Raw genomic sequence first — 21,277 nt, 5'->3', positions numbered from 1 at the left:
TACAACATATGAAAAAAGATTTAATTTTGGATTATGAAGAATATATGAAGGATATACTTTTCGGGGAGAAGGATTCACAAAAAGTTCATGCTCAAAACTTCCTTAACGTTATGGTCGACTTGATTATTGAGAACAGTAATCAAGCGGAGTTAAATAATAAGTCTGAGGAAAGGCAGGTTGCATAACATGGAAAAAGCAGTAGGATATGTTCGTGTTTCAACAGATATACAACTTGATGGCTATTCAATTAATGCTCAGATTGAGAGAATTGAGGATTATTGTAAATCCAAAAATATTACCTTGGAGAAAATCTATAATGAAGAATCGGGATCTGGTTCCTCATTAAAGAATCGCCCAGAATTCATCCAAATGATACAAGATGTACTTTCTTCTGAGAATACGGAAAAAACGTATATTGTTGTATGGTCGTCTGATAGATTTGCTCGAAAACTCTTAGATGCAAAATATATCACTGAACTAATATCAAAAAAAGGACATCATTTAGTTTGCATTTCTGAGGGCATCAATACTGAAGATCCATACGCACGTTTTGCGTTAGATATTCTTCTAGCATTTTCAGAGAATACTAGACACAAAATCAATCAAACTTGTAAAGAAGGAATGCGTAGAAGAGCGGTGGAAGGTTACTTTAATGGAGGACGGGTTTTCGGCTATACATCGACTCCATCTAAAACCCTTAAAGTTAATCCTGATGAGGCCAAAGTTGTAGAGTTCATTTTTGATCGGTATACAGATGATCATTGGGGCTATAAAAAAATAGCACATTTCCTCAATACGCAATATACAGAAGCTAAGTTAGAAAGAGAATGGGATGTAATTTCGGTTAAAACTATCGTTACAAACCCCATTTATGCAGGATATATTCGATGGGGAGAAAGGAATGGAGAAAGAAAAGTCTATGAGGGAAAACATCAAGCTATCATCAGCCAGACTAAGTGGGAAAAGGCAACAAAAATATTTGATTCCAAAAGTAAAAAACCAATAAAGATTCATAAAGGGTCTTACTTTCTATCTGGGTTACTAAAATGCCCAGAATGTGGGTCTTCTATGGTTCAGCATAAATCCAAAGGTGGTAAATACCTGTATTATCAATGTAGCAGAAATAAGACAAAGGGTCTCTGTAATTCGAACCTAACCAACAAAGAAGCTGCAGAACAAAAAATCCTCTCTGAATTATCCTCAAAACTACAATCCCCTGAATATGAAAATCTCCTCATAGAAAAAATTAACTCACAAATCAAACTCGAACAAATCCCGATTAAAAGGCAAATTTCAATGATTGAAAAAGAGGAAAAGGATCTTCAAAGAAAAGTGAACGAAGTAATTGACTTATATACAAGTCAAACAATTTCCAAAGAAACATTACAAGATCAGTTATCAAGATATGAAAGTATGAAAGTAGATTTAAAAACTCGAAAACAAATGATAGAAATCAAACTAAGCCTAACCTCTTCACAGAACACCACATTTATCGTCAACCAGGTTTTAAACAACTTTGAAGGTTTCTTTTGTTCTCTTGGAGACACCGAAAAAAAGGAACTTTTGCGGGAGATTATATCAGATATTCATGTTGAGGAAGTAGATACAGGTGGCAAGAGGAAAAAACGCCAAATTTCTGAAATTCACTATCACTTCAATGAAAAAACTTTAAAAGAAATAGCATCTTAAAAGAAATTAGGAAAGGAGAACATCCTTTCCTTTTTTATTTTGTACATAGTATCATGGTATTGAAAGGAGGTACTATATGTTTAACGAAATCAAAAAGGTCTGTCTTTATATACGTGTTTCAACCGAGGAACAAGCAACAGAAGGTTATAGCCTTTCCGCTCAGGTAAATACATTGCGACAATACGCAGAACTCCAGGGATGGTATGTTACAAATGTATATGCAGATGAAGGCATAAGCGGAAAATCAATTAAAGGGAGACCACAATTACAACAGTTGCTTGTTGATATGCAATACGGGCAATTTGATGGGATTCTTGTTTGGAAGATTTCTCGATTATCCCGATCTCTTTATGATACTTTGACATTACTAAAGAGGTTTGAAGAATTTAACGTACAATTTGTTTCATACTCTGAAAACTTCGATACATCTACCCCTATTGGCCGACTTGTATTACAACTTATGGCGGGTATTGCTGAAATGGAGCGGAATACTCTTAGCGACAATGTAAAACTCGGTATGAAACAAAAAGCATTGGAAGGTGGTTGGAACGGCGGTAGTGTTTTAGGGTATGATTCAATTGATGGAGAGCTTGTAATTAATGAAAAGGAAGCAGAGGTAGTTAGAATTATCTTTACAGAATACGCACAAGGTAAAGGATTAAAAGCTGTTGCAAACAAACTTAATAAGTCTGAATATAAAACAAAAAGAGGAAGATTATTTTCTATAAATGGTATTGCACAAATTCTTGATAATCCAATGTACATCGGGAAAATTCGTTGGATGCGGATGAACGATTGGAACACAAAAAGACGTAAAGGCAAAAATCCAAATCCTATTATAGTAGATGGTAATCACAAAGCAATTATTTCAAAGGATTTATGGGCTATTGTGCAAGAACTTAGAACAAACAAATCTTTTAAACAAAAGCAATCTGATGAGCCATTCTTATTAAATGCTTTACTCCGATGTCCCGTTTGTGGACAAGGTATGGTTCCACATATAACTACTTATAAAAGAAAAGATGGGACAAAAAGAAAACACCGATATTATGAATGTGGTGATTTCCATAATAAAGGTACAGTAGCTTGTAATGCAAACTCTGTACGTGCATTTGAAGCAGAAGAGCGTGTATTTTCTCTTATTAAGAACTTCATTCAAAATGATGAACAAATAAGGGAAAAGATTCAGGGAATAAATCAGAATAACAGTCAGCATGAAAATGCCTTCCAACAAGAAATTGATGAGTTAAATAAAAGGATTAACGAACTGAATGATCTGCAAGAACGATATTTTCATGCGTTCGAGAACAAACTATTCCCGCTTGATATGCTACAAGATAGGCTAAGGTTGGTTTCTGAAGAAAAAACTGCTATAGAATATAAATTAAACAGTTTGAGGGGAGAAATTACTCGCTCCATTAATAAGACTATCTCCCCACAACTAATCAAAGAATTACTACAAAGATTTATCATTGTTTATGAAGACGGAACCAGAGAACAGAAGAAGCATTTGTTACAACTTCTTGTAAAGCAAATTAATGTTGCCTTACAACCAAATGGCCCATTGAAGAGAGGCGTTAAATCAATCGAGTTAGAGTTTGACTTCTTGGATCAACATAATTCCAAGTCTATCATCCTTATTCATCACTTATTTGGCGACTCAAAATGGTCTAATTTATCCATAATTGACCCAAACAATAGACATTTACCTCCATATCTTCAAAAGTTTTTGCCTCTATTTATGGTACGGTTCACCCCTCCTAATCCGAAAACTCCGGTACACCTGCTCCAAGAGCACCAACCGTATCAACTGATGTGGCAGTGTCATCTTCGAAAATGACAGGGCAAAGTTGCTACGCTTCATGACCGCTTCACTTAATCCTAATGAGCCCCCAATGATAAAAGCCACTTTGCTCTTGCCATGTATGGCAAGCTGATCAAGCTCGTCAGCGAATTGTTCTGAGCTTAGCTGCTTCCCTTTTATTTCAAGGGTTATCACATAGGTATCGTCCGGGATTTTGGCTAAAATACGTTCGCCTTCTTTGTTTTTGATTTCATCCATTTGTGCAGGGCTTAGGTTCTCGGGTGCCTTTTCATCTGCGACTTCGACTAAGTTCAGATTAGCGTAAGCACGTAGACGCTTGCTGTATTCTTCAATGCCTTGCTTTAAGTATTTTTCCTTTAGCTTTCCTACACTGATAATCGTTATATTCATGGTAAAACTCCTTAGCTTTCTTCAATCTGATTAAGCATTTTAGTCAAAATTTTCTTAATCTGGATAAATTCTTCTTCATTTAACTGGGTTTGTTCGAGGAATTTTAGCGGTATTTATTCCTCTTGTTTTCCTTGCTCGATTAAGGTGACTTCGACAACCCACTCATCTTCCTTAGAGCGTGTCCGCTTTATTAAGCCGTGTTTTTCCATTCTTTTTAACATCGGTGTTAGTGTGCCTGAGTCTAAAAGGAGCCGTTCACCTAACGCTTTAACCGATATTCGATCCGTTTCCCACTAATACAAGTAACACTAAATATTGCGGGTAGGTGACGTTTAGCATTTAGTAACGGGCGATAGCGCTTGGTCATCGCTCTTGTTACGGCATAGAGCAGGAAGCATCTAATTTTAAATTATATTTGTCAAGCCTGATTACTCCTAAGCTTATTATAACAGAACAGTTTTATATCTTGATATCACGTAATTAAGTTGTCTGCATATTAATTGGATAAAATGGGATTAGCATGATATACCGCCTCATCAACAGCTTCTGGTGGTCGTCAAGGAACTCGTAAGATCGTCCATGGTACGGTAGATTTAGCTTTATCGTTGTCGAAAGGGTTAGGGGCAAAGGAAAAGAAGGTAAAACAAACCCTGAACAGCTCTTCTCAGCTGGTTATCCGGCTTGCTTTGCTAGTGCGCTTCAAATGGTGGCTGGTAAAGCAAAGCAAAAATCACCTCTCAAGCGACTGCTGATGTCAGTATTGAAAAGCAACTAAAAGGTTTTGGCTTGAGTGTTAAATTAAAGGCTGAAATTGTGGGCGTTTCTCAGGCAGGAGCAGAGGAGCTTGTTGAGCAAGCAGATCAGGCATGTCCATATTCTCGAACGATCGAAGGAAATGTAAAAGTGAAGAAAACGGCCGTCGTTAAATAGGCAAACAAAAACTGCACGTCATTGGTTAGAGCAGATACCACCCCCACAAGTTAGTAACTTGTCAGGGAATTACCCGCTCCGCTCTCCGTTGTCGTGCAGTGTTAATAATTCAGAGCTTTTTCTACCATATACAAAATCCATTTCACCTTTCGTATTTGCACCCAGATGTTATCGTGCTACGTCCGACACTTTCCACTGAATCTGTCACATCCGTCGAAAGCTTTAACTTGATTCAGCCGGGTTGAACCCCCACTAAATGGATGACAACTCAGCATTCTTCTGGTCACTTTTAGAAGTGGTCGACTTCTATTGCTTGAAGTTAATCTTTTTCACACTATTTCTTACGATTAAGCCTGTATCAACCTGCACCTGGATTGTATCGTTGGTATTGCCACTTTCTATATTATCCATTAAAAGCTTTAACGCTTGCTTTGTCAGCATATCTTTTTTGACATGAATGGTGGTTAGTTCTGGTAGGATGATGTTGCTTTCCAAGATATTATCAAATCCGATAATTGAAATATCCTCCGGAACACGAATATTGAGCGAATGTAGCGTTTTAATCATACTTATGGCCATATAATCATTTTCGCAAAAAATAGCCGTAGGTAGCTGGTCATGATTTTTTAACGCTTGCAAAACCGCTTCCTGTTCGTTGATCTCCATCGCCGGCAAGCGAAAAACATTGTGCTCTTCAATTGAAACACCCGCTTCTCGTAATGTATCAAAAAAACCCTTCTTCCTCAGCTCAAAGTTCTCAATTCGAGGGACACCTTCTCCATAACCGATCTGGCGATGGCCATTCTCCAATAAATACTTCGCTGCTTGGTAGCCTCCTAAGTAGTTGTTGATCGATACAGCATTTACTGGTAAATTATTGACCCATGTATCAACAACGACCAACTGAGGCTGGATTTCTTTTACTAATTTAATCTGTTCGCTAGTAAGGTTGGTACCTAATAATAATATTCCTGCTGAAGGGTGTTCAGCTTCGAGCTGTTTAAGCTCTTCTGTAATATGCTCAGCGTCGATCGACGAGATCAATAGCGAATAGGCCGAGCTTTTGGCCCCTTCTGAAACATAGCTCATCAGCTCACTAAAAAAAGGAAGATTTTGATAATGCTCGGTTATGATCTCACTATTTTTACATGCAACAAAACGAATGATCTTTTTATCGACCTGACTTTTTTTACGTGTGCTTCTTAACGGCTTATAATTATACTCTTCAACGACCTTTAATATATGTGAGCGTGTTGCTTCGCTAACGCCTGGTTTGCCATTCAACGCAAGTGATACCGCCGATTTTGACACATTGGCTATTCTCGCAATATCTTCTATCTTCAACTCAAAATCCCCATTCTGTTAGTTTAGTTCTTATTTTAGTATAGCATTTTCAGTTGATAAACGCAAAGAAATGTTGATTTTAGTAAGCAACAACCAAAAACCCCTTTTCTACCATTACTATAAAGCTAAATTTATTTTTCAAAATACGGTTGACTAAGATTTAGTTTAGTGTTAATTTTAACTAAAGAAAACACTTACTTTATCAAAAATAATACTAAACTAAATATTTTAGTTTAGTGGAAGTGTGATCTAAATCTTATAATTGATGGAGGTAGATGGGATGGCTTTAGATCGTGTTAAATTAGGCTTCGCTCCAACGAGACGTAACCTTTTTAGTGCACCAGATGCAATCAAGTATGCAAACCTAACCCGTAACAAGCTAGATGAGCTAAATGTTGAGTATGTTGATATTACCGATATCAATGAGGATGGCTTGCTTTATGATGACGAAGGCGTCGAAAAGATAGCTGAAAAGTTTGCAGCCGAGAAGATAGATGGCTTGTTTTTACCTCATTGTAATTTTGGTACAGAATACGCGTGCGCTCGGTTAGCAAAAAAATTAAATGTTCCTGTTTTATTATGGGGACCACGTGATGAGCGCCCTGAAGCTGATGGAAGTCGCTTGCGTGATTCACAGTGCGGATTATTTGCAACAGGTAAAGTGTTAAGACGTTTTCAAGTGCCGTTCACTTATATGAAAAATTGTCGCCTAGATGACCCTGAATTTGAACGGGGCGTTCAGGACTTCTTAAAGGTATGTAATGTGATCAAGACGTTCAAGTCGATTCGGATCTTACAAATTGGACCACGTCCATTCGATTTTTGGTCGATTATGTGTAATGAAGGTGAGCTGTTAGAAAAATTCAATATTCAGCTTTCACCGGTTCCATTAGGCGAGTTATATAAAGAAATTGACCGAGTCCAGGCTGAAGAAGAACAAAAGGTGCAGGAGGTCATTGATTTTTGCCGTAGCCATACCCATGTTGAAATTAGTGATCAAGCATTAGCGAAAATAGCTGCCTTAAAGGTAGCGATTAAGCATTTAGGCGAAAAATATCAATGCACAGCTGGTGTGATCCAGTGCTGGACTGATTTCCAGGATGAGCTTGGTATTACCCCTTATGCTGTCGAGGCGATGCTACAGGATGAAGGCTTCCCAGTACTATGCGAGACAGATGTTCATGGTGCGATCACCACCTTAATGGTTGATGCGGCAACTAGAAATGAATACAAATCCATGTTTGCCGATTATACCGTAAGACATCCCGATAATGAAAATGGCGAGCTATTACAGCATTTAGGCGTTTTTCCACTATCAACAGCAGAGGAGAAACCTACTTTAATTCCTACCCACTTTGTCTTTGACTATCCAGGCTCTGTAGGGATGGAAGCAAAAAAAGGAGAGATGACACTTTGTCGTTTCGATGGTGACAATGGTGAGTACTCCCTCTTACTCGGGAATGCCAAAGGAATTGAAGGGCCATATAATCAAGGCAGCTATGTCTGGATTGAGGTAGAAAATCTAAACCGGCTTGAAAGCAAACTGGTTTACGGTCCTTATATTCACCATTGCTCGGCTATTCATGGTAATGTTGTACCTATTTTGTATGAGGCGTGTAAATATTTAGGGATACAACCAGATTTCTATGATCCGATTGAAGAGGATGTAAAAGCTTATCTTCGTGGGGACTAAATACCAAAGGGGGCAATTATTTTGGTCAATTTGAAAAAGAAAGCGCTAGAGATTAGAAAAGATGTTATTGAGATGATTTTCCATGCCAAAACAGGGCATACAGGCTCTGACTTATCTTGTACCGATATTCTTGTTGCACTGTATTATGATGTCATGAATATTGACCCAAGAAACCCGGATGACCCTGATCGTGATCGTTATATCCAGAGTAAAGGGCATGCCGCTGAGGTTTACTGGGCTGTACTAGCGGACAAAGGCTTTATTGAAAAAGAAGAGCTTAAGACTTTTTCCGCTTTCGGCTCCCGCTTGATTGGTCACCCGAATAATAAGGTAGACGGGGTCGAGATGAATACCGGCTCTTTAGGACACGGCCTTTCGATCGCAACGGGAATCGCCTTAGCTGCCAAAATGGATAACAAATCTTATCATACCTTTACTTTACTCGGTGATGGTGAGCTTGCTGAAGGGTCTGTCTGGGAAGGGGCTATGGCTGCCGCTCATTATCAATTGGATAACCTTACCGCTATCATTGACCGCAATGGCCTGCAGATCACTGGTGCAAGTGAAGATGTGATGAAAGTAGAGCCTTTAGCTAATAAGTGGCGAGCTTTTGGCTGGGAGGTAATCGAGGTTGATGGCAATGATATTCACGCTCTTTCAGAAGAGCTGCACAAACAGCCGGTCGACGGCAAGCCTACCTGTATAATCGCTCATACAGTAAAAGGGAAGGGCATTAGTATGGCGGAAAATGCCGCTGGCTGGCATCACCGTGTCCCTAATCAAGAGGAATACGATCAAGCAATCGCTGAACTAGACATGCAATTGGAGGCGTTGGCCAATGAATAAAATAGCAAACCGACAAGTGATGTGTGAAACATTAATAGACGAAGCTAAGCAAAACCAAGATATTGTCGTTCTAACCAGTGATTCTAGAGGATCAGCTTCATTAGTCGCCTTTGCCGAAAGTCAGCCTAAACAAATGATCGAGGTAGGAATTGCCGAACAAAATATTGTCAGTATCGCAGCCGGTTTGGCTCATAGCGGTAAACGCCCATTTGTTGCTTCACCTGCTTGCTTTTTGAGTATGCGGAGCATTGAGCAAATCAAGGTTGATGTCGCCTATTCCAACACAAACGTTAAGCTAATTGGGATTAGCGGTGGTGTAAGCTATGGTGCCTTAGGCATGAGTCATCATTCATTACAGGACATTGCGGTAACCCGAGCGATCCCTAATTTACAAGTCATTATCCCGGCAGATCGTTTTGAAACAAAGGCTGTTTTTCGTTATTTAGCCCAATCTGATCAGCCCGCTTATGTGCGCTTAGGTAGAAATCCGGTAGAGGATTGTTATCAAGCCGAGCTCACAGATTTTGAAGTAGGTAAGGCGGTCACCATGCGTAACGGGAATGATGTTACCCTGATTGCTACTGGTGAAACGGTCCGTGTCGCTCTAGACGCAGCAACCGACCTCGAAGCGCAAGGGCTGTCTGTTCGAGTATTAAACATGCATACGATAAAACCGCTCGATCAGAAAGCGATTGTCAAAGCGGCCACCGAGACGAAGCTGATCATAACATTAGAGGAGCATAGCATTTACAGTGGCTTAGGGGCAGCTGTAGCAGAAGTGGTCAGCGCCAATCGCGACGGAGCAGCTGTCAAAATTCTTGGTATCGCTGATGAACCAGCGGTCACTGGAAAAACAAAAGAAATCTTTGACCATTACGGTCTATCAACTGAAAATATTAAACAAATTGTAACAGAACATTTATTGTAAAGCAGGTGCGGTATGAGGGCAAGGTATCTTATCATAATAGATCAGAGCACCGCTGGAACAAAGCTACTATTAATGAACCAGCAAGCGAAGGTCGTAGACAAGCTTTACAAAAAGCATCGCCAATATTATCCGAAGCAGGGCTGGGTTGAGCATGACCCGGAGGAAATTATCGATAATATTGATCAGCTTTTTGATCAGCTACTGCTAAAAAATCAATTAACAACTGACGAGATTCTAAGTATCGGCATAACCAATCAAAGGGAAACGATTGTCGTTTGGGATAAAGTGACAGGAAAGTCACTTTGTCCAGCCCTTGTTTGGCAATGTAATCGGACAACGGAAAGATGCTTATCTTTAATCAAACAGGGGTACTCTGAGCTAATCAAAAATAAGACAGGCTTAAAAATTAATCCATACTTTTCAGCTACTAAGCTTGAATGGATTATCAAAGATAGTGGCATTAAACGAAATGAGCAGACGCGTTTCGGGACAATCGATAGCTGGATTGTTTGGAATTTGACCAATGGAAAGGTCCATGCTACCGATGTGAGCAATGCTTCTCGAACGATGTTGTTTAACATTGATACGTTAGAATGGGACCAAGAGCTTTTAGAGCTGTTTCAAATCCCTCACCAGCTATTACCTGAGGTGAAGGATTCTCACGATGATTATGGCTCGTATCGTGGTATTCCCATTAAAAGTGTAATCGGAGATTCTCAGGCTGCCTTGTATGGACACGATTGTCACGAAGTAGGGGCAGTAAAAGCTACGTTTGGTACAGGCTGTTCGGTTTTGATGCAAGCCGGAAATAGGCAGCCACCTATGAATGAGGCATTAATGACCTCGATTGGCTGGAAAATCGGTCAAGAGATTAGCTATACACTTGAAGGCACCATTCGTTCAAGTGGTGATACCTTAAACTGGCTAAAGGATCAGCTTCAGCTCTTTTCAGATTATCAGGAGGCGACCGATTCAGCGTTTGCGTTAGCGAGTAATGAAGGGGTTTATTTAGTCCCTGCCTTTTTAGGGCTCGGTTCACCCTATTGGGATACAGAAGCACGAGCAAGCATTTCTGGGTTAAATAGAAATACATCTAGAAGTCATGTCCTTCGGGCAGGCTTTGAAAGTATCGCCTACCAGGTCAAGGATATTACCGTCATGCTGGAGGCCTATTCAAACCCTTCGATGTTAAAAGTCGATGGAGGGGTGTCCAAGAATGCACAGGTGATGCAGTTTTTAGCGGATATCTTAAACCTGCCTGTTGCCACAACCGAAATAGAGGAGCTGTCAGCAATGGGGGCAGCTAGATTAACTGGTGATATCATCAATTTTGAGTGGAAGGCCAATAAGCAATACCTACCTTGCTTACCTGAAACAGAACGAATTAGACTGTATCAAGGCTGGAAAGATGCCGTAAATAAAGTGATTTAGTATAATCGAACGAGTCCAGCAAGGTTGCAGAACAAGTAAAACGGCAACGGCGAGGAGCCAATTGATTTTGAGTGCGCGCAATAAGCTTAGATACGCTTAAATAAACCACGACAGTAGCACGTTTGAGATCACATCTTAGCAATGCCCATTGCCAAAATAATTCAAGGTCATGTACTTCAAAAAATCGATTACATTTAAGTTAACCATTTTATCACATGCGGGGGAGAATATTGATGGATTTTCAAGAGGTTATTATTGGTTTAATTGTGAATGCAGGGAATGCAAAGAGCAAAGCAATGGAAGCGATTAAACATGCAAAAGTCAATGATTTTGCAGCAGCTAACGCTTGCTTAGAAGAGGCTAGTGAACAAATGTCAGAGGCTCATAAAGTCCAGACCTCCTTAATTCAAAGTGAGGCTCGTGGTGAGAGTTATCCGATTTCTTTATTAATGATTCATGCTCAAGATCATTTAATGACATCGATAACTGTCCAAGATTTAGCTAGAGAATTTGTGGATCTATATAAAAACCAAAATAAATAGGAGGAGAATTAAAATGAAACAAATCACATTAATTTGTGCCGCTGGCATGTCAACATCCATGTTGGTGGAAAGAATGAAGCAAGCAGCTAACCAAAAAGGCATTGAGGTGGAAATTAGGGCCATTGCCAATAGCGAGTTTAAAAAATATGCTGATCAGACAGACATTCTCTTACTTGGCCCACAAATAAGCTATATGTTCGATGAATTTAAATCCCAATATGAGCCAAAAGGGATTAAGGTCAATGTGATTAATTCCGTTGATTATGGCATGATGAATGGGGAAAAGGTTCTCTTAGAAGCTATTGCTTAATCATCGAAGAGAGTAGGGATCGAACAAAGATCTACCCGCCGTGCTGTAAGACCAAAAATGGGCTTAAGCAAAAATAGTCAGCAGCGGAATGAAAGCGTTTGATCTGCGTTCGAATTATAATTTCGAGCTTAATCAGCCAGGTTGCCATTGAGCAATTTAATTTATAGCACGGCGTTGCTAATCAAATTTACGCCTTTTAAACACATAAGGTAGAAAATATCCTATATGGAGGTTAAATTATGTCTTTAAATAGTTGGACAACTACATTACAAAAATATGCCGGAAAACTGCAGGCAAACCGTTATTTACGTTCAGTTTCAAATGGATTAATGTCATCTTTACCCTTTTTAATTATTGGTGCTTTCGCTACCCTTTTTTCATCAATAGCATGGGAGCCCTATCAAAATTTTATTGCACCTGTGAAAGATCTGTTAGGAATAGTCACAACCTTCACTACCAATATAATTGCAGTCTATGCGGTCTTCTTAATTGGATATAGGCTGGCAGAGAGCTTTGAAAAAGATCCTGTTACCCCTGGTTTAATTTCATTGGCGTCGTTTTTAGTTTTAACGCCACTCGCCAAATTTGATGGTGTGTCTGCCCTTCCATTACAATGGTTGGGGGCGCAGGGCTTGTTTGTATCGATCATTGTTGGTCTATTGGCTAGTCGATTTTACGTATGGATTGTTGATCGGAATTGGACCATTAAAATGCCTGCAGGAGTACCACCAACGGTAGCTAAAACATTTGTCGGTTTAATTCCGGCGATTATAGTCGTTATTGCGGCATTAATTATCTCGGCTCTATTTCAATTAACATCTTTTGAAACGATCCATGCTTTTATCTATTCCTATTTGCAGATACCTTTACAAGGTCTAGGTGGTTCCTTAGGTGGATTAATCATTGCCTTATTTGTTATGCAAACACTCTGGCTATTTGGTATTCATGGTGCAATCGTAGTAATGGCCGTTATGCAGCCCATATGGATTAGCTTAGACCTACAAAACTTGGAGGCCTTCGAGGCAGGCGCTGAGCTTCCAAATATTATTGGTATGGGATTCTGGTCTTACTCAGCTAACTTTGCTCCAATGCTAGGATTAATCCTGTTATTGGCCTTCCGAGCAAAAACCAAGCAATATCGTCAAATTGGTAAGCTAGGTCTACCTGGTGCATTCTTTGGTATTCATGAACCCATTGTCTTCGGAATTCCATTAGTGCTTAACCCTGTTTTGGCCATTCCATATATTTTTACACCAATAATCTGTGTTATTATTGCCTATATCTGTACTACAGCGGGAATACTTCCTCCTCCAAATGGGGTTTACCCTGCATTTGGTACACCGATTTTTGCAAGTGGTTTAATTTTAGGAAGTATAAGAATTGCTCTGTTTCAATTAATTCTTATCCCAATATGTATGTTAATTTACTATCCATTCTTTAAGGTTCTAGATAAACAAGGATTAAAAAACGAAAAAAATCAAGAGGAGGAAGAGGCCGTAGCTGTTAACTAGGCTATTTCTTTCAATGCATTAGGAAAATAGATGATAGGATCTATTCTTCTTAATCTATTTATGGAGGGATTAAAGTGTTCCGTTTAAAAATTCACGAAGATAATAGACACTTCCAAACAAGTGAGGGTGAGGACTTCTTCTATTTAGCTGATACCGTTTGGAGTGCATTCACGAATATTAGCTTAACCGATTGGGCTTATTATTTAGATAAACGTGCTCAGCAAGGATTTAACGTTCTTCAAATCAATATTTTACCCCAATGGGATCGGAGCCGCGGACAAGACCATCTTCATCCGTTTGAACAAACCGATGATGGCTACGATTTCAACCAATTTAACGAACGTTACTTTGAGCATGCTGAGACAATGGTTAAAATGGCTGTAGCCAAAGGCTTTACCCCTGCTCTCGTTGTCTTATGGTGTAATTATGTGCCAAAGACGTGGGCTTCGCAAATATTCGATACAATGCTTATGCCTAAAGATGCCATCATACCTTATGTTGAAAAAGTTAATGATTATTTCTCGAAGTATCATCCCATTTATTTTATTAGTGGCGATACCGATTTTGAAACAGAGGAAGCGATTGAATACTATCAAATAGCTTTAAACAAGCTAAAGGAGTTAGCGCCGCAATGTCTAACCACCTTACACATTAAAGGTCGATTAGCTACACTTCCTGAACAGCTACAACAAAATACGAATCTAGATTTTTATCTTTATCAATCTGGTCACAATTCGTCTTATCAGGAAACGGCCTATACGGTAGCTGAACAATTTTACCAAAAATCACCGCAACGCCCGATTATTAATTCAGAGCCCTGCTATGAATTAATGGGTTATAGTCGTCAAGTCTATGGTCGATTTACACGGTTTGATGTCAGAAAGGCAGCCTGGCAAAGTATTTTATCTGGAGCTGGAGCTGGGATAACTTACGGTGCTCACGGCATTTGGAGCTGGCATGAGCTCAATAGTCGTTTCGGTTCCTCAACAGGAGAGGGCTTTGTTACTCCTTATCCGTGGCGAATTGCCTTGGAGTTTGATGGGGCATGGGATTATAGCTTTATCAAGCGTTTTATTACTGAACACCATTTGTACGCACTCGAGCCTCAAAATATCGTTTTAAATAAGACAACGGAAATCCGTGCCGCCAAACAAGAGGATATGCTACTGATCTATGTACCGTTCAGTATAGAAATTACCTTAAAAGGCAAGTGGGGAAGCGGCATCACTAAGGTGATCGAGTTAGAGAGTGGTCGTACCGCAGAATTACCGATGCAGTATAACAATGATCAAACATTGATCCCTATGCATTATTTTACCGGTGATTGCTTAATGGTTATTCAATCGTAAACCGATTTTAATAAAAAAATACTTAATATTTGGTAAGAAATTCAAATAAACAATTAAGCTGAAACAGCATTTGGTATAGGCATAGAGACTGGTGATTCCAACGAATATCATATGGTGACTGGGAAAAGTGTTTTTTTGGTCAAGGGCCTTGAAAAAATTGATCAACATATCATACTCGATCGTGAGGATTAGTTCATCTTTACAGACAAAATACCGAATGATAATTTGATTCTATCATTCGGTATTTTTTTACCCATTTGACCAAGTCTTTTTGATTAGAAAACGGATAGTGCCTTTTTTGTGTTATCAGCTAAACAGTTAAAATGTCACGAATAGTTTTTAGTTCTTGCTTAGGCAAAGTAATATCAATTACCTGGACATTTTCACAGATGCGTTCTTTGCGCTTGCCTCCTGGAATAACGGCATCAACGCTTGAAATTAGAGATGAAATTTATTCAAAGCCCTCTATATTACCCTAATTTTCTCGGCAAGCTCTAAAATAATTCCTTCCGGCCCACGAATGTAGCATAATTTATAAGTGTTTTCGTAAATTTGAATGTCACCAATAAGTTCTGCGCCCTTCTTTTTCAGTTTGGCAACAATGGCCTCAATATCTTCAACGGCAAAGGCAATATGGCGAATACCGAGAGTATTTGCTAATGGAAGCTGTTGACCCTCCCCATCTGATGGTTTGTGAAATTTTACTAGTTCTATATTCGCTTCGCCGTCTGGCGTTCGAAACATGGCAACTTCCTCTTTAACGTCTTGAAGCCCTATAATCCGCTCCACCCATTCGCCTTCCACTTCCCCTTCGCCAAGCATTTCAAGACCAAGGTCGAGAAAGAAGGCTTTCGCAGCAGGAAGATCGTTGACGACTATACCCACATGATCAATTTTATGAATTTTCATAATATCATCCTCCATATCCCTCAGTTTGCCGCAATTGACTCCTAAGAAATTCTTATCTATTGCTCAATTGCTTTTCCTCCTTACTTTACAAACCAGCTCGTTTCAACAAAATAAGAAACTGTATATTAATTACGCCTTGGTGTATTTACGCCCAGATTTATCGAGTTTGGCTCGATAAAATTCCGCTAAAAATCTGTGGTATCCGACAGAGGCTCTAACTTTATTCAGCCGTGGTTTGAACCTCCATTGAACGGAAGGCATTCATCTCACCCCTTTAAAAGTGGGTGACTTCTTTTGAATGAAGTGAAATCGTTCCTTAATTAAAAGCCTTCATCAGCACTTCAAGCGAATCAAATCTCACACTTTTTTCTTGCAATACAGATCCAAATATGAATAACCCAAAGCAATAGCAGCAAACAAACAAAAAAACTCAGACTTGTTAAAGGATCATAACGTATCGTAAAATGAGGATAGGCGGGCAAAAAAGCGTTTCTTTTTTCGCATTGCAGCCCCTTCCCATTTGGTTAACACTACCCTACTAATATCTTGTATAAGGAAACTGACAGTTAATCACAAGAGTCGTTTAATGATTAAAATTTCTTTAATAAATGGACGGCTTGAACAGGGATCTCCCCCAAGGCATTCAATGGACGGAGCTTTTATCGGTCTGAAGTCTTATACCAAGATACATCAATGGTGCATTGAGTATATTCTCTTATTGCATTAAAATAAAAGGAGAAAAAGACATAAACAGAAGGAGAAGGGATTAGAAATGAGAGTAGGGATATTTACAGACACCTATTATCCACAAGTGAACGGAGTAGCAACCTCTACTTTTATGTTAAAAGATAGTTTAGAGAGGTTAGGGCATGAAGTTTATGTTTTTACAACAAGTGATAAGTTAGTCAAAAAAGACGAGGGGAATGTATTTCGCGTACCAAGTATACCTGTTTTATCAGAAAGACGATTAGCTATGTTTTATCAACCACATTTGGCAAAGTTAATCAAAGGGCTAAATCTTGATATTATCCACACCCATACCGAATTTTCCTTGGGTATATTCGGAAGAAGCATGGCTAAAAAGTTAAATATTCCTTTAATACACACCTATCATACTATTTATGAGGATTATACACATTATATTATCAAATTGTCTAAACTAGATCCACTTGCTAAGCGAGCCGCTAGAAAAATGAGTAGTAGTTTTTGTGGTTCAGCCAATAGATTGATCGTTCCAACCCAAAAGGTCAAAGATTTGCTCTTATCTTATGGAGTAGAACGTGATATATCCGTTATTCCAACTGGAATAAAACTCGATAAATTTTCAAACTTCAATTATAGCTCAAAACAGACCAAAGCACTGCGCTCATCTTTAGGAGTCGAAGAGAATGATAAAGTGATTCTCTATATTGGAAGATTATCGAAAGAAAAAAATATTGAAGAATTACTCATGAATCTGCACTTATATTTGCATAAAAAAGAAGATTTAAAGTTTGTACTTATTGGTGATGGGCCAGCCAAGAATGAGTTAATGGCCTTAGCAAATCAGCTATGTATTGAAAATCAAGTGATCTTTGCAGGAGAGAAACCTTGGGAATCTATTAGTGATTATTATCAAATAGGCGATGTGTTTGTTAGTGCGTCTCAAAGTGAAACACAAGGTATCACATATATCGAGGCTTTAGCATCAGGCCTTCCTGTCTTAGCTAAGTCAGATCCTTGTTTAAAAGGAGTCGTACAAAACGAGCTTAACGGTTATAATTTTCATAATAAAATAGATTTTTTACAAGCTTTAGATATTATTTTATATAATGAACAACAAAAAAAGAAATTATCCTTAGGCGCTATCCAGTCAGTCGAAAAATTTTCAGTTAATCATTATGCTAGAAATGTAGAGAACGTCTACTCGAAATGTATCTCAGTACCTCATTATAAACAAATGATCATTTAGTTAAAGAGAAAATACAAAATATCGATGTTAAGTTGTGTTGGTTTAATAACCGTTTCAACGCTCTTCATTCTTTATACTCACCTAATAAAGCTAAAGCTTGAAGGTGGGTTTTCATTTTCTATTTATCAAATTTATAAAGATCAATAGGTTAGATTCCCCAGAAACGATCTGCTAGAAAACATATCATCTTGTTCGATTGGAACGTATGATAGAGCAAGCTTAAGCTTGCTCCATCGTCTATGTCTATTTTATTTCCCCCTGCCAGCCTTGACCGGTTGAGCTTGAATAAAGTGAAACTTCGTTCAGTGGGGGTTTCGACGCATAGGATCTGTGAGTCAGACGTTGCGACACGACGTCGCGAACTTAACTAGCTTCCTCCATCCCCCACTGAACGTTAGTCGAACCAATCAGGCTGTTACTGGCTGTTCGATCTCCCACTCGGAGATAACGTGTTCCCTTATTTCTTGAAGTGGGAGTCTTACAAAAGTCCTTCGATGGGGCGAGCAATCGCAGTCCCAGCCAGTTACACTGCGATAAAAAGGCCGACTTGGTAGGGTTCAATTTTAATCTGCTCCTGCTCAGCTGACGCCTCGACAAAATAAATCGTATTAAGTACAAGGTTCTGTTCAAGTAGGGCTTTAAATGTTTGAAGAATATCTTGAAACTCTGGTTCTGCATGGACATAAAGATCTACTTTAAGCTCCACAGGTAGTGCTAGTTTTTTCCGCTGTGTTTGTACCACTCTAATAAATTCCCGTACGAGTCCTTCCTGCTTTAATTCTGTAGTTAACTCGATATTAAGTAAGACAATCAGGTCATTGTTCTCAGCCAACTGATAACCTGGACACGCCTGCTTGGTTATCTGCACGTCCTCTGACATAAGGGTTACTAAATGGCCAGACTTAAGCTTAAGCTCGAGTTGCTGATTAGCTACCAGCTGCTGCTGTTCTGCTTGATTGAGTTCAGTTAGCCGTTGTTTCACCTCTCCAATAGCTTTACCAAGCTTTGGACCTGCCACAGGGAAGTTAAGGCTAATGTCAAACTGAATAAATGACTCTGCATCTTCTTTAAAGATTACTGACTTAACATTTATTTCTTCCTTAATAATCGTATGGAATTTTTCTATCACGATCGGATCGATCGATGCTTTAGGAACTACGGTCAGTTCTGCTAGTGGTTGTTTTGTTTTGATACTGGCTGCATTTCGAGCTGAACGGGCTAATTCAATGAGCTGTAGAACAGTGTCCATCTCTTGTTCTAACTCCTGATTAATCAAGGTTACATCTGGTTTGGGATAATCAGATAAGTGAACACTAGTACCTGTTAATTGACTGAAGATATCCTCTGTTACAAAAGGAATATATGGTGCCATTAACTGATTAAGCTTAATCAATACCTGATAAAGGGTGGTAAACGCAGCACGTTTATCCTCTGACATACCACTGCTCCAAAAGCGCTGACGTGAACGTCTAACATACCAATTGCTTAATTGATCGAGAAATGTTGCCATAACACGTGCGCCTTTTGTTAAGTCATAATGCTCGAGGCTATCTACGACCTGTTGATTCACTGTATTTAATCGGGATAGCACCCAATCATCAAGCCTAGATCGTGTTCCTCCTAAATCTGTGCTCGGATCAAATTGATCAATTTTAGCGTACATGGCATAAAATTGATAGACATTGACTAAGGTGTCAATCAGCTTGGATTGAGCATGGCTGACTGTTTTTTTCGAAAAACGCTTATTATGCCATGGTGAGCTATCAGACAAGAGTGCCCATCGAAGGGCATCTGCGCCAAACTCCTCAATTAATTCAGTTGGGCTTAATGCATTTCCTTTACTTTTCGACATTTTCTGTCCATGTTCATCAAGGATATGACCTAAGGAAAGAACTCGCTTATAGGGCTTCTCCCCCGTAAATAAAGTGGACACGGCTAACAGGCTATAAAACCACCCTCTAGTCTGATCAATTCCCTCAATGACGACATCGGCTGGAAATTGCTGCTGAAAACGTTCTTGATTTTCAAATGGGTAATGGTATTGGGCAAAAGGCATTGAGCCACTATCAAACCAAACATCAATCACTTCACTTGTTCGTCGCATCGTTCCACCACAGCGACAGGATAGCTCAACCTGATCAACGTAAGGCTTGTGTAGCTCGATCTGTTCAGACACCTCATGCGTGGCCCATTCTCGCATCTGTTGAATGGAATTCGGAGCTTTTTCTTGACCACATTGCTGACATATCCATACATTCAATGGTGTGCCCCAATAGCGGTTCCGGCCAATGTTCCAATCCACCATATTTTCTAAAAAGTTGCCGAATCGACCTTCTTTAATATGGTCTGGAAACCATTCCACCTGCTGATTGTTCGCTTGGATTTGATCTTTAATGGCTGTCGTTTTAATAAACCACCCACCCATGGCATAGTAAAGTAACGGAGTATCGCAACGCCAGCAATGTGGATAGCTGTGCTGATATTTTTCTTTATCAAAAAGCCGCCCACGCTCTGCCAGCATTTTGATGATCTCAACATCACAATTTTTGACAAACTGTCCGGCTAAGGGTGTCACCTCAGGCTTATAACACCCTTTTCGATCAACAGCATTAATAAAATCAAATTGATGGTTCATTGCCACCTGATAATCATCATCTCCATGAGCTGGAGCAATGTGAACAAGTCCGGTCCCGCTTGTATCTGTAACAAAATCTGCTCCTACCACTTGATGACCATGTTTAATGTCGAAATAATCAAATGGCGCCTGATAGGATAAACCGATCAAGTCTGTACCTTTCAACCGTTGATCAATCCTGTACTCTCCATTCATAACAGCAGAAACTCTAGATTCAGCAATGATATAGAATTGGTTGCCCTGTTCAACCTTTACGTAAGTCATATCTGGATGAACAGCAACCGCCACATTACCCGGTAAAGTCCACGGGGTTGTGGTCCAACCAAGCAAATAGGTGTTATTTGTTCCTTCGAGCTTAAATTTAGCCGTCACCGACAAGTCGATCACGTCTTTATAGCCCTGCGCCACCTCGTGTGAACTTAACGATGTTTCACAATGTGGACAATAGGGAACAACTCGGTGTCCACGATAAAGATAGCCTTTTCCATGAATAGAAGCTAAAATATGCCAGACTGATTCAATATACTTATTGGTCAAGGTTACGTAAGGGTGATCCATATCGACCCAATAACCAAGTGCCTCGGTAAATTGCTTCCATTGCTGCTCATAGGTAAAAACACTTTTTTTACATTGTTCAATAAAGCGTTCGTCGCCATAAGCCTCAATTTCATCCTTACCTCTAATCTTTAATTGCTTCTCAACCTCAAGTTCAACAGGTAAACCATGGGTGTCCCAACCAGCTTTTCTTATCACCTGATAGCCTGACATCGTTTTGTAGCGTGCAACAAAGTCTTTAATCGTGCGTCCAAGCGCATGCCCAGCATGTGGTAAGCCATTCGCTGTAGGTGGACCTTCATAGAAGACAAAGGTCGGGCTACCCTGCCGATTTTCAATCGATTGTTGAAAGGTTTGTTCCTTTTGCCATTTTTTTCTGATTCGTAATTCGCGCTCAAGAGCTTGCTCCTTCACCTGTAATCACCTCATTTTTTTAATT

Annotated in this window: 17 protein-coding genes and 1 pseudogene; 13 read left to right on the top strand and 5 right to left on the bottom strand. The window is 39.4% G+C overall.

The window, feature by feature from the left end; all coding sequences use genetic code 11:
- The 3 genes from ASE01S_RS15980 to ASE01S_RS07400 all read left to right on the top strand — a co-directional run.
- On the top strand, positions 1-185 hold a 185-nt coding region (locus ASE01S_RS15980; protein ID WP_169793094.1), incomplete at its 5' end, for a hypothetical protein.
- 1 nt (position 186) lies between these two features.
- Positions 187-1,689 carry a recombinase family protein gene (locus tag ASE01S_RS07405; RefSeq protein ID WP_067840528.1) on the top strand — a complete coding sequence of 501 codons (1,503 nt, stop codon included), beginning with the start codon at positions 187-189 and terminating at the stop codon, positions 1,687-1,689.
- Positions 1,690-1,765: 76 nt separating this feature from the next.
- Positions 1,766-3,529: a recombinase family protein gene (locus tag ASE01S_RS07400; protein WP_067840525.1), complete on the top strand. Its 1,764-nt coding sequence runs from the start codon at positions 1,766-1,768 to the stop codon at positions 3,527-3,529.
- Here the strand turns inward: ASE01S_RS07400 and rlmH are convergent.
- Together rlmH and ASE01S_RS07390 are read right to left on the bottom strand one after the other, a co-directional pair.
- Complete coding sequence (gene rlmH / locus ASE01S_RS07395; RefSeq protein WP_067840523.1) at positions 3,425-3,904, bottom strand: 23S rRNA (pseudouridine(1915)-N(3))-methyltransferase RlmH; 480 nt, start codon at positions 3,902-3,904, stop codon at positions 3,425-3,427. The genes ASE01S_RS07400 and rlmH overlap by 105 nt on opposite strands.
- A gap of 11 nt (positions 3,905-3,915) precedes the next feature.
- Positions 3,916-4,307: pseudogene (locus tag ASE01S_RS07390) on the bottom strand (MarR family winged helix-turn-helix transcriptional regulator).
- A 383-nt stretch (positions 4,308-4,690) separates the two neighbouring features.
- On the opposite strand from ASE01S_RS07390, the gene ASE01S_RS16390 reads away from it, so the two are divergent.
- Positions 4,691-4,834, top strand: a complete 144-nt coding sequence (locus tag ASE01S_RS16390; RefSeq protein ID WP_306303214.1) for an OsmC family protein — start codon at positions 4,691-4,693, stop codon at positions 4,832-4,834.
- A gap of 306 nt (positions 4,835-5,140) precedes the next feature.
- On the opposite strand, the gene ASE01S_RS07380 is transcribed toward ASE01S_RS16390, so the two are convergent.
- Positions 5,141-6,178 carry a LacI family DNA-binding transcriptional regulator gene (locus ASE01S_RS07380; RefSeq protein WP_067840521.1) on the bottom strand — a complete coding sequence of 346 codons (1,038 nt, stop codon included), beginning with the start codon at positions 6,176-6,178 and terminating at the stop codon, positions 5,141-5,143.
- Positions 6,179-6,458: 280 nt separating this feature from the next.
- On the opposite strand from ASE01S_RS07380, the gene ASE01S_RS07375 reads away from it, so the two are divergent.
- From ASE01S_RS07375 to ASE01S_RS07340, 8 genes are all read left to right on the top strand, one after another.
- On the top strand, positions 6,459-7,871 hold the full coding sequence (locus tag ASE01S_RS07375; protein ID WP_067840519.1) for an L-fucose/L-arabinose isomerase family protein: 1,413 nt from the start codon (positions 6,459-6,461) through the stop codon (positions 7,869-7,871).
- 21 nt (positions 7,872-7,892) lie between these two features.
- A complete protein-coding gene (locus tag ASE01S_RS07370) occupies positions 7,893-8,717 on the top strand; it encodes a transketolase (RefSeq protein ID WP_157065160.1) in 825 nt (274 codons plus the stop codon).
- Positions 8,710-9,645: a transketolase family protein gene (locus ASE01S_RS07365; RefSeq protein ID WP_067840513.1), complete on the top strand. Its 936-nt coding sequence runs from the start codon at positions 8,710-8,712 to the stop codon at positions 9,643-9,645. Before ASE01S_RS07370 ends, ASE01S_RS07365 begins: the two co-directional genes overlap by 8 nt.
- 12 nt (positions 9,646-9,657) lie before the next feature.
- Complete coding sequence (locus ASE01S_RS07360; protein ID WP_083512045.1) at positions 9,658-11,076, top strand: FGGY-family carbohydrate kinase; 1,419 nt, start codon at positions 9,658-9,660, stop codon at positions 11,074-11,076.
- A gap of 233 nt (positions 11,077-11,309) precedes the next feature.
- Complete coding sequence (locus tag ASE01S_RS07355; protein WP_067840511.1) at positions 11,310-11,618, top strand: PTS lactose/cellobiose transporter subunit IIA; 309 nt, start codon at positions 11,310-11,312, stop codon at positions 11,616-11,618.
- A 13-nt stretch (positions 11,619-11,631) separates the two neighbouring features.
- Complete coding sequence (locus ASE01S_RS07350) at positions 11,632-11,928, top strand: PTS sugar transporter subunit IIB (protein ID WP_067840509.1); 297 nt, start codon at positions 11,632-11,634, stop codon at positions 11,926-11,928.
- A gap of 239 nt (positions 11,929-12,167) precedes the next feature.
- Positions 12,168-13,439: a PTS sugar transporter subunit IIC gene (locus ASE01S_RS07345; RefSeq protein WP_067840506.1), complete on the top strand. Its 1,272-nt coding sequence runs from the start codon at positions 12,168-12,170 to the stop codon at positions 13,437-13,439.
- Positions 13,440-13,513: 74 nt separating this feature from the next.
- Positions 13,514-14,788: a glycoside hydrolase family 140 protein gene (locus tag ASE01S_RS07340; RefSeq protein ID WP_067840504.1), complete on the top strand. Its 1,275-nt coding sequence runs from the start codon at positions 13,514-13,516 to the stop codon at positions 14,786-14,788.
- A gap of 465 nt (positions 14,789-15,253) precedes the next feature.
- Here ASE01S_RS07340 and ASE01S_RS07335 read toward each other — a convergent pair whose 3' ends face one another.
- Complete coding sequence (locus ASE01S_RS07335; RefSeq protein ID WP_067840502.1) at positions 15,254-15,697, bottom strand: VOC family protein; 444 nt, start codon at positions 15,695-15,697, stop codon at positions 15,254-15,256.
- 772 nt (positions 15,698-16,469) lie between these two features.
- On the opposite strand from ASE01S_RS07335, the gene ASE01S_RS07330 reads away from it, so the two are divergent.
- Positions 16,470-17,648 carry a glycosyltransferase family 4 protein gene (locus ASE01S_RS07330; RefSeq protein ID WP_067840500.1) on the top strand — a complete coding sequence of 393 codons (1,179 nt, stop codon included), beginning with the start codon at positions 16,470-16,472 and terminating at the stop codon, positions 17,646-17,648.
- A gap of 523 nt (positions 17,649-18,171) precedes the next feature.
- Here ASE01S_RS07330 and ileS read toward each other — a convergent pair.
- On the bottom strand, positions 18,172-21,252 hold the full coding sequence (ileS, locus tag ASE01S_RS07325; RefSeq protein WP_067840498.1) for an isoleucine--tRNA ligase: 3,081 nt from the start codon (positions 21,250-21,252) through the stop codon (positions 18,172-18,174).
- Positions 21,253-21,277: the final 25 nt, after the last annotated feature.

Origin of the sequence: Amphibacillus sediminis NBRC 103570, from assembly GCF_001552275.1 — a bacterium.
GTDB lineage: Bacteria > Bacillota > Bacilli > Bacillales > Amphibacillaceae > Amphibacillus_B > Amphibacillus_B sediminis.
Note: the sequence above shows the minus strand (reverse complement) of the source record. Positions and strands in the feature narration are given on the sequence as shown.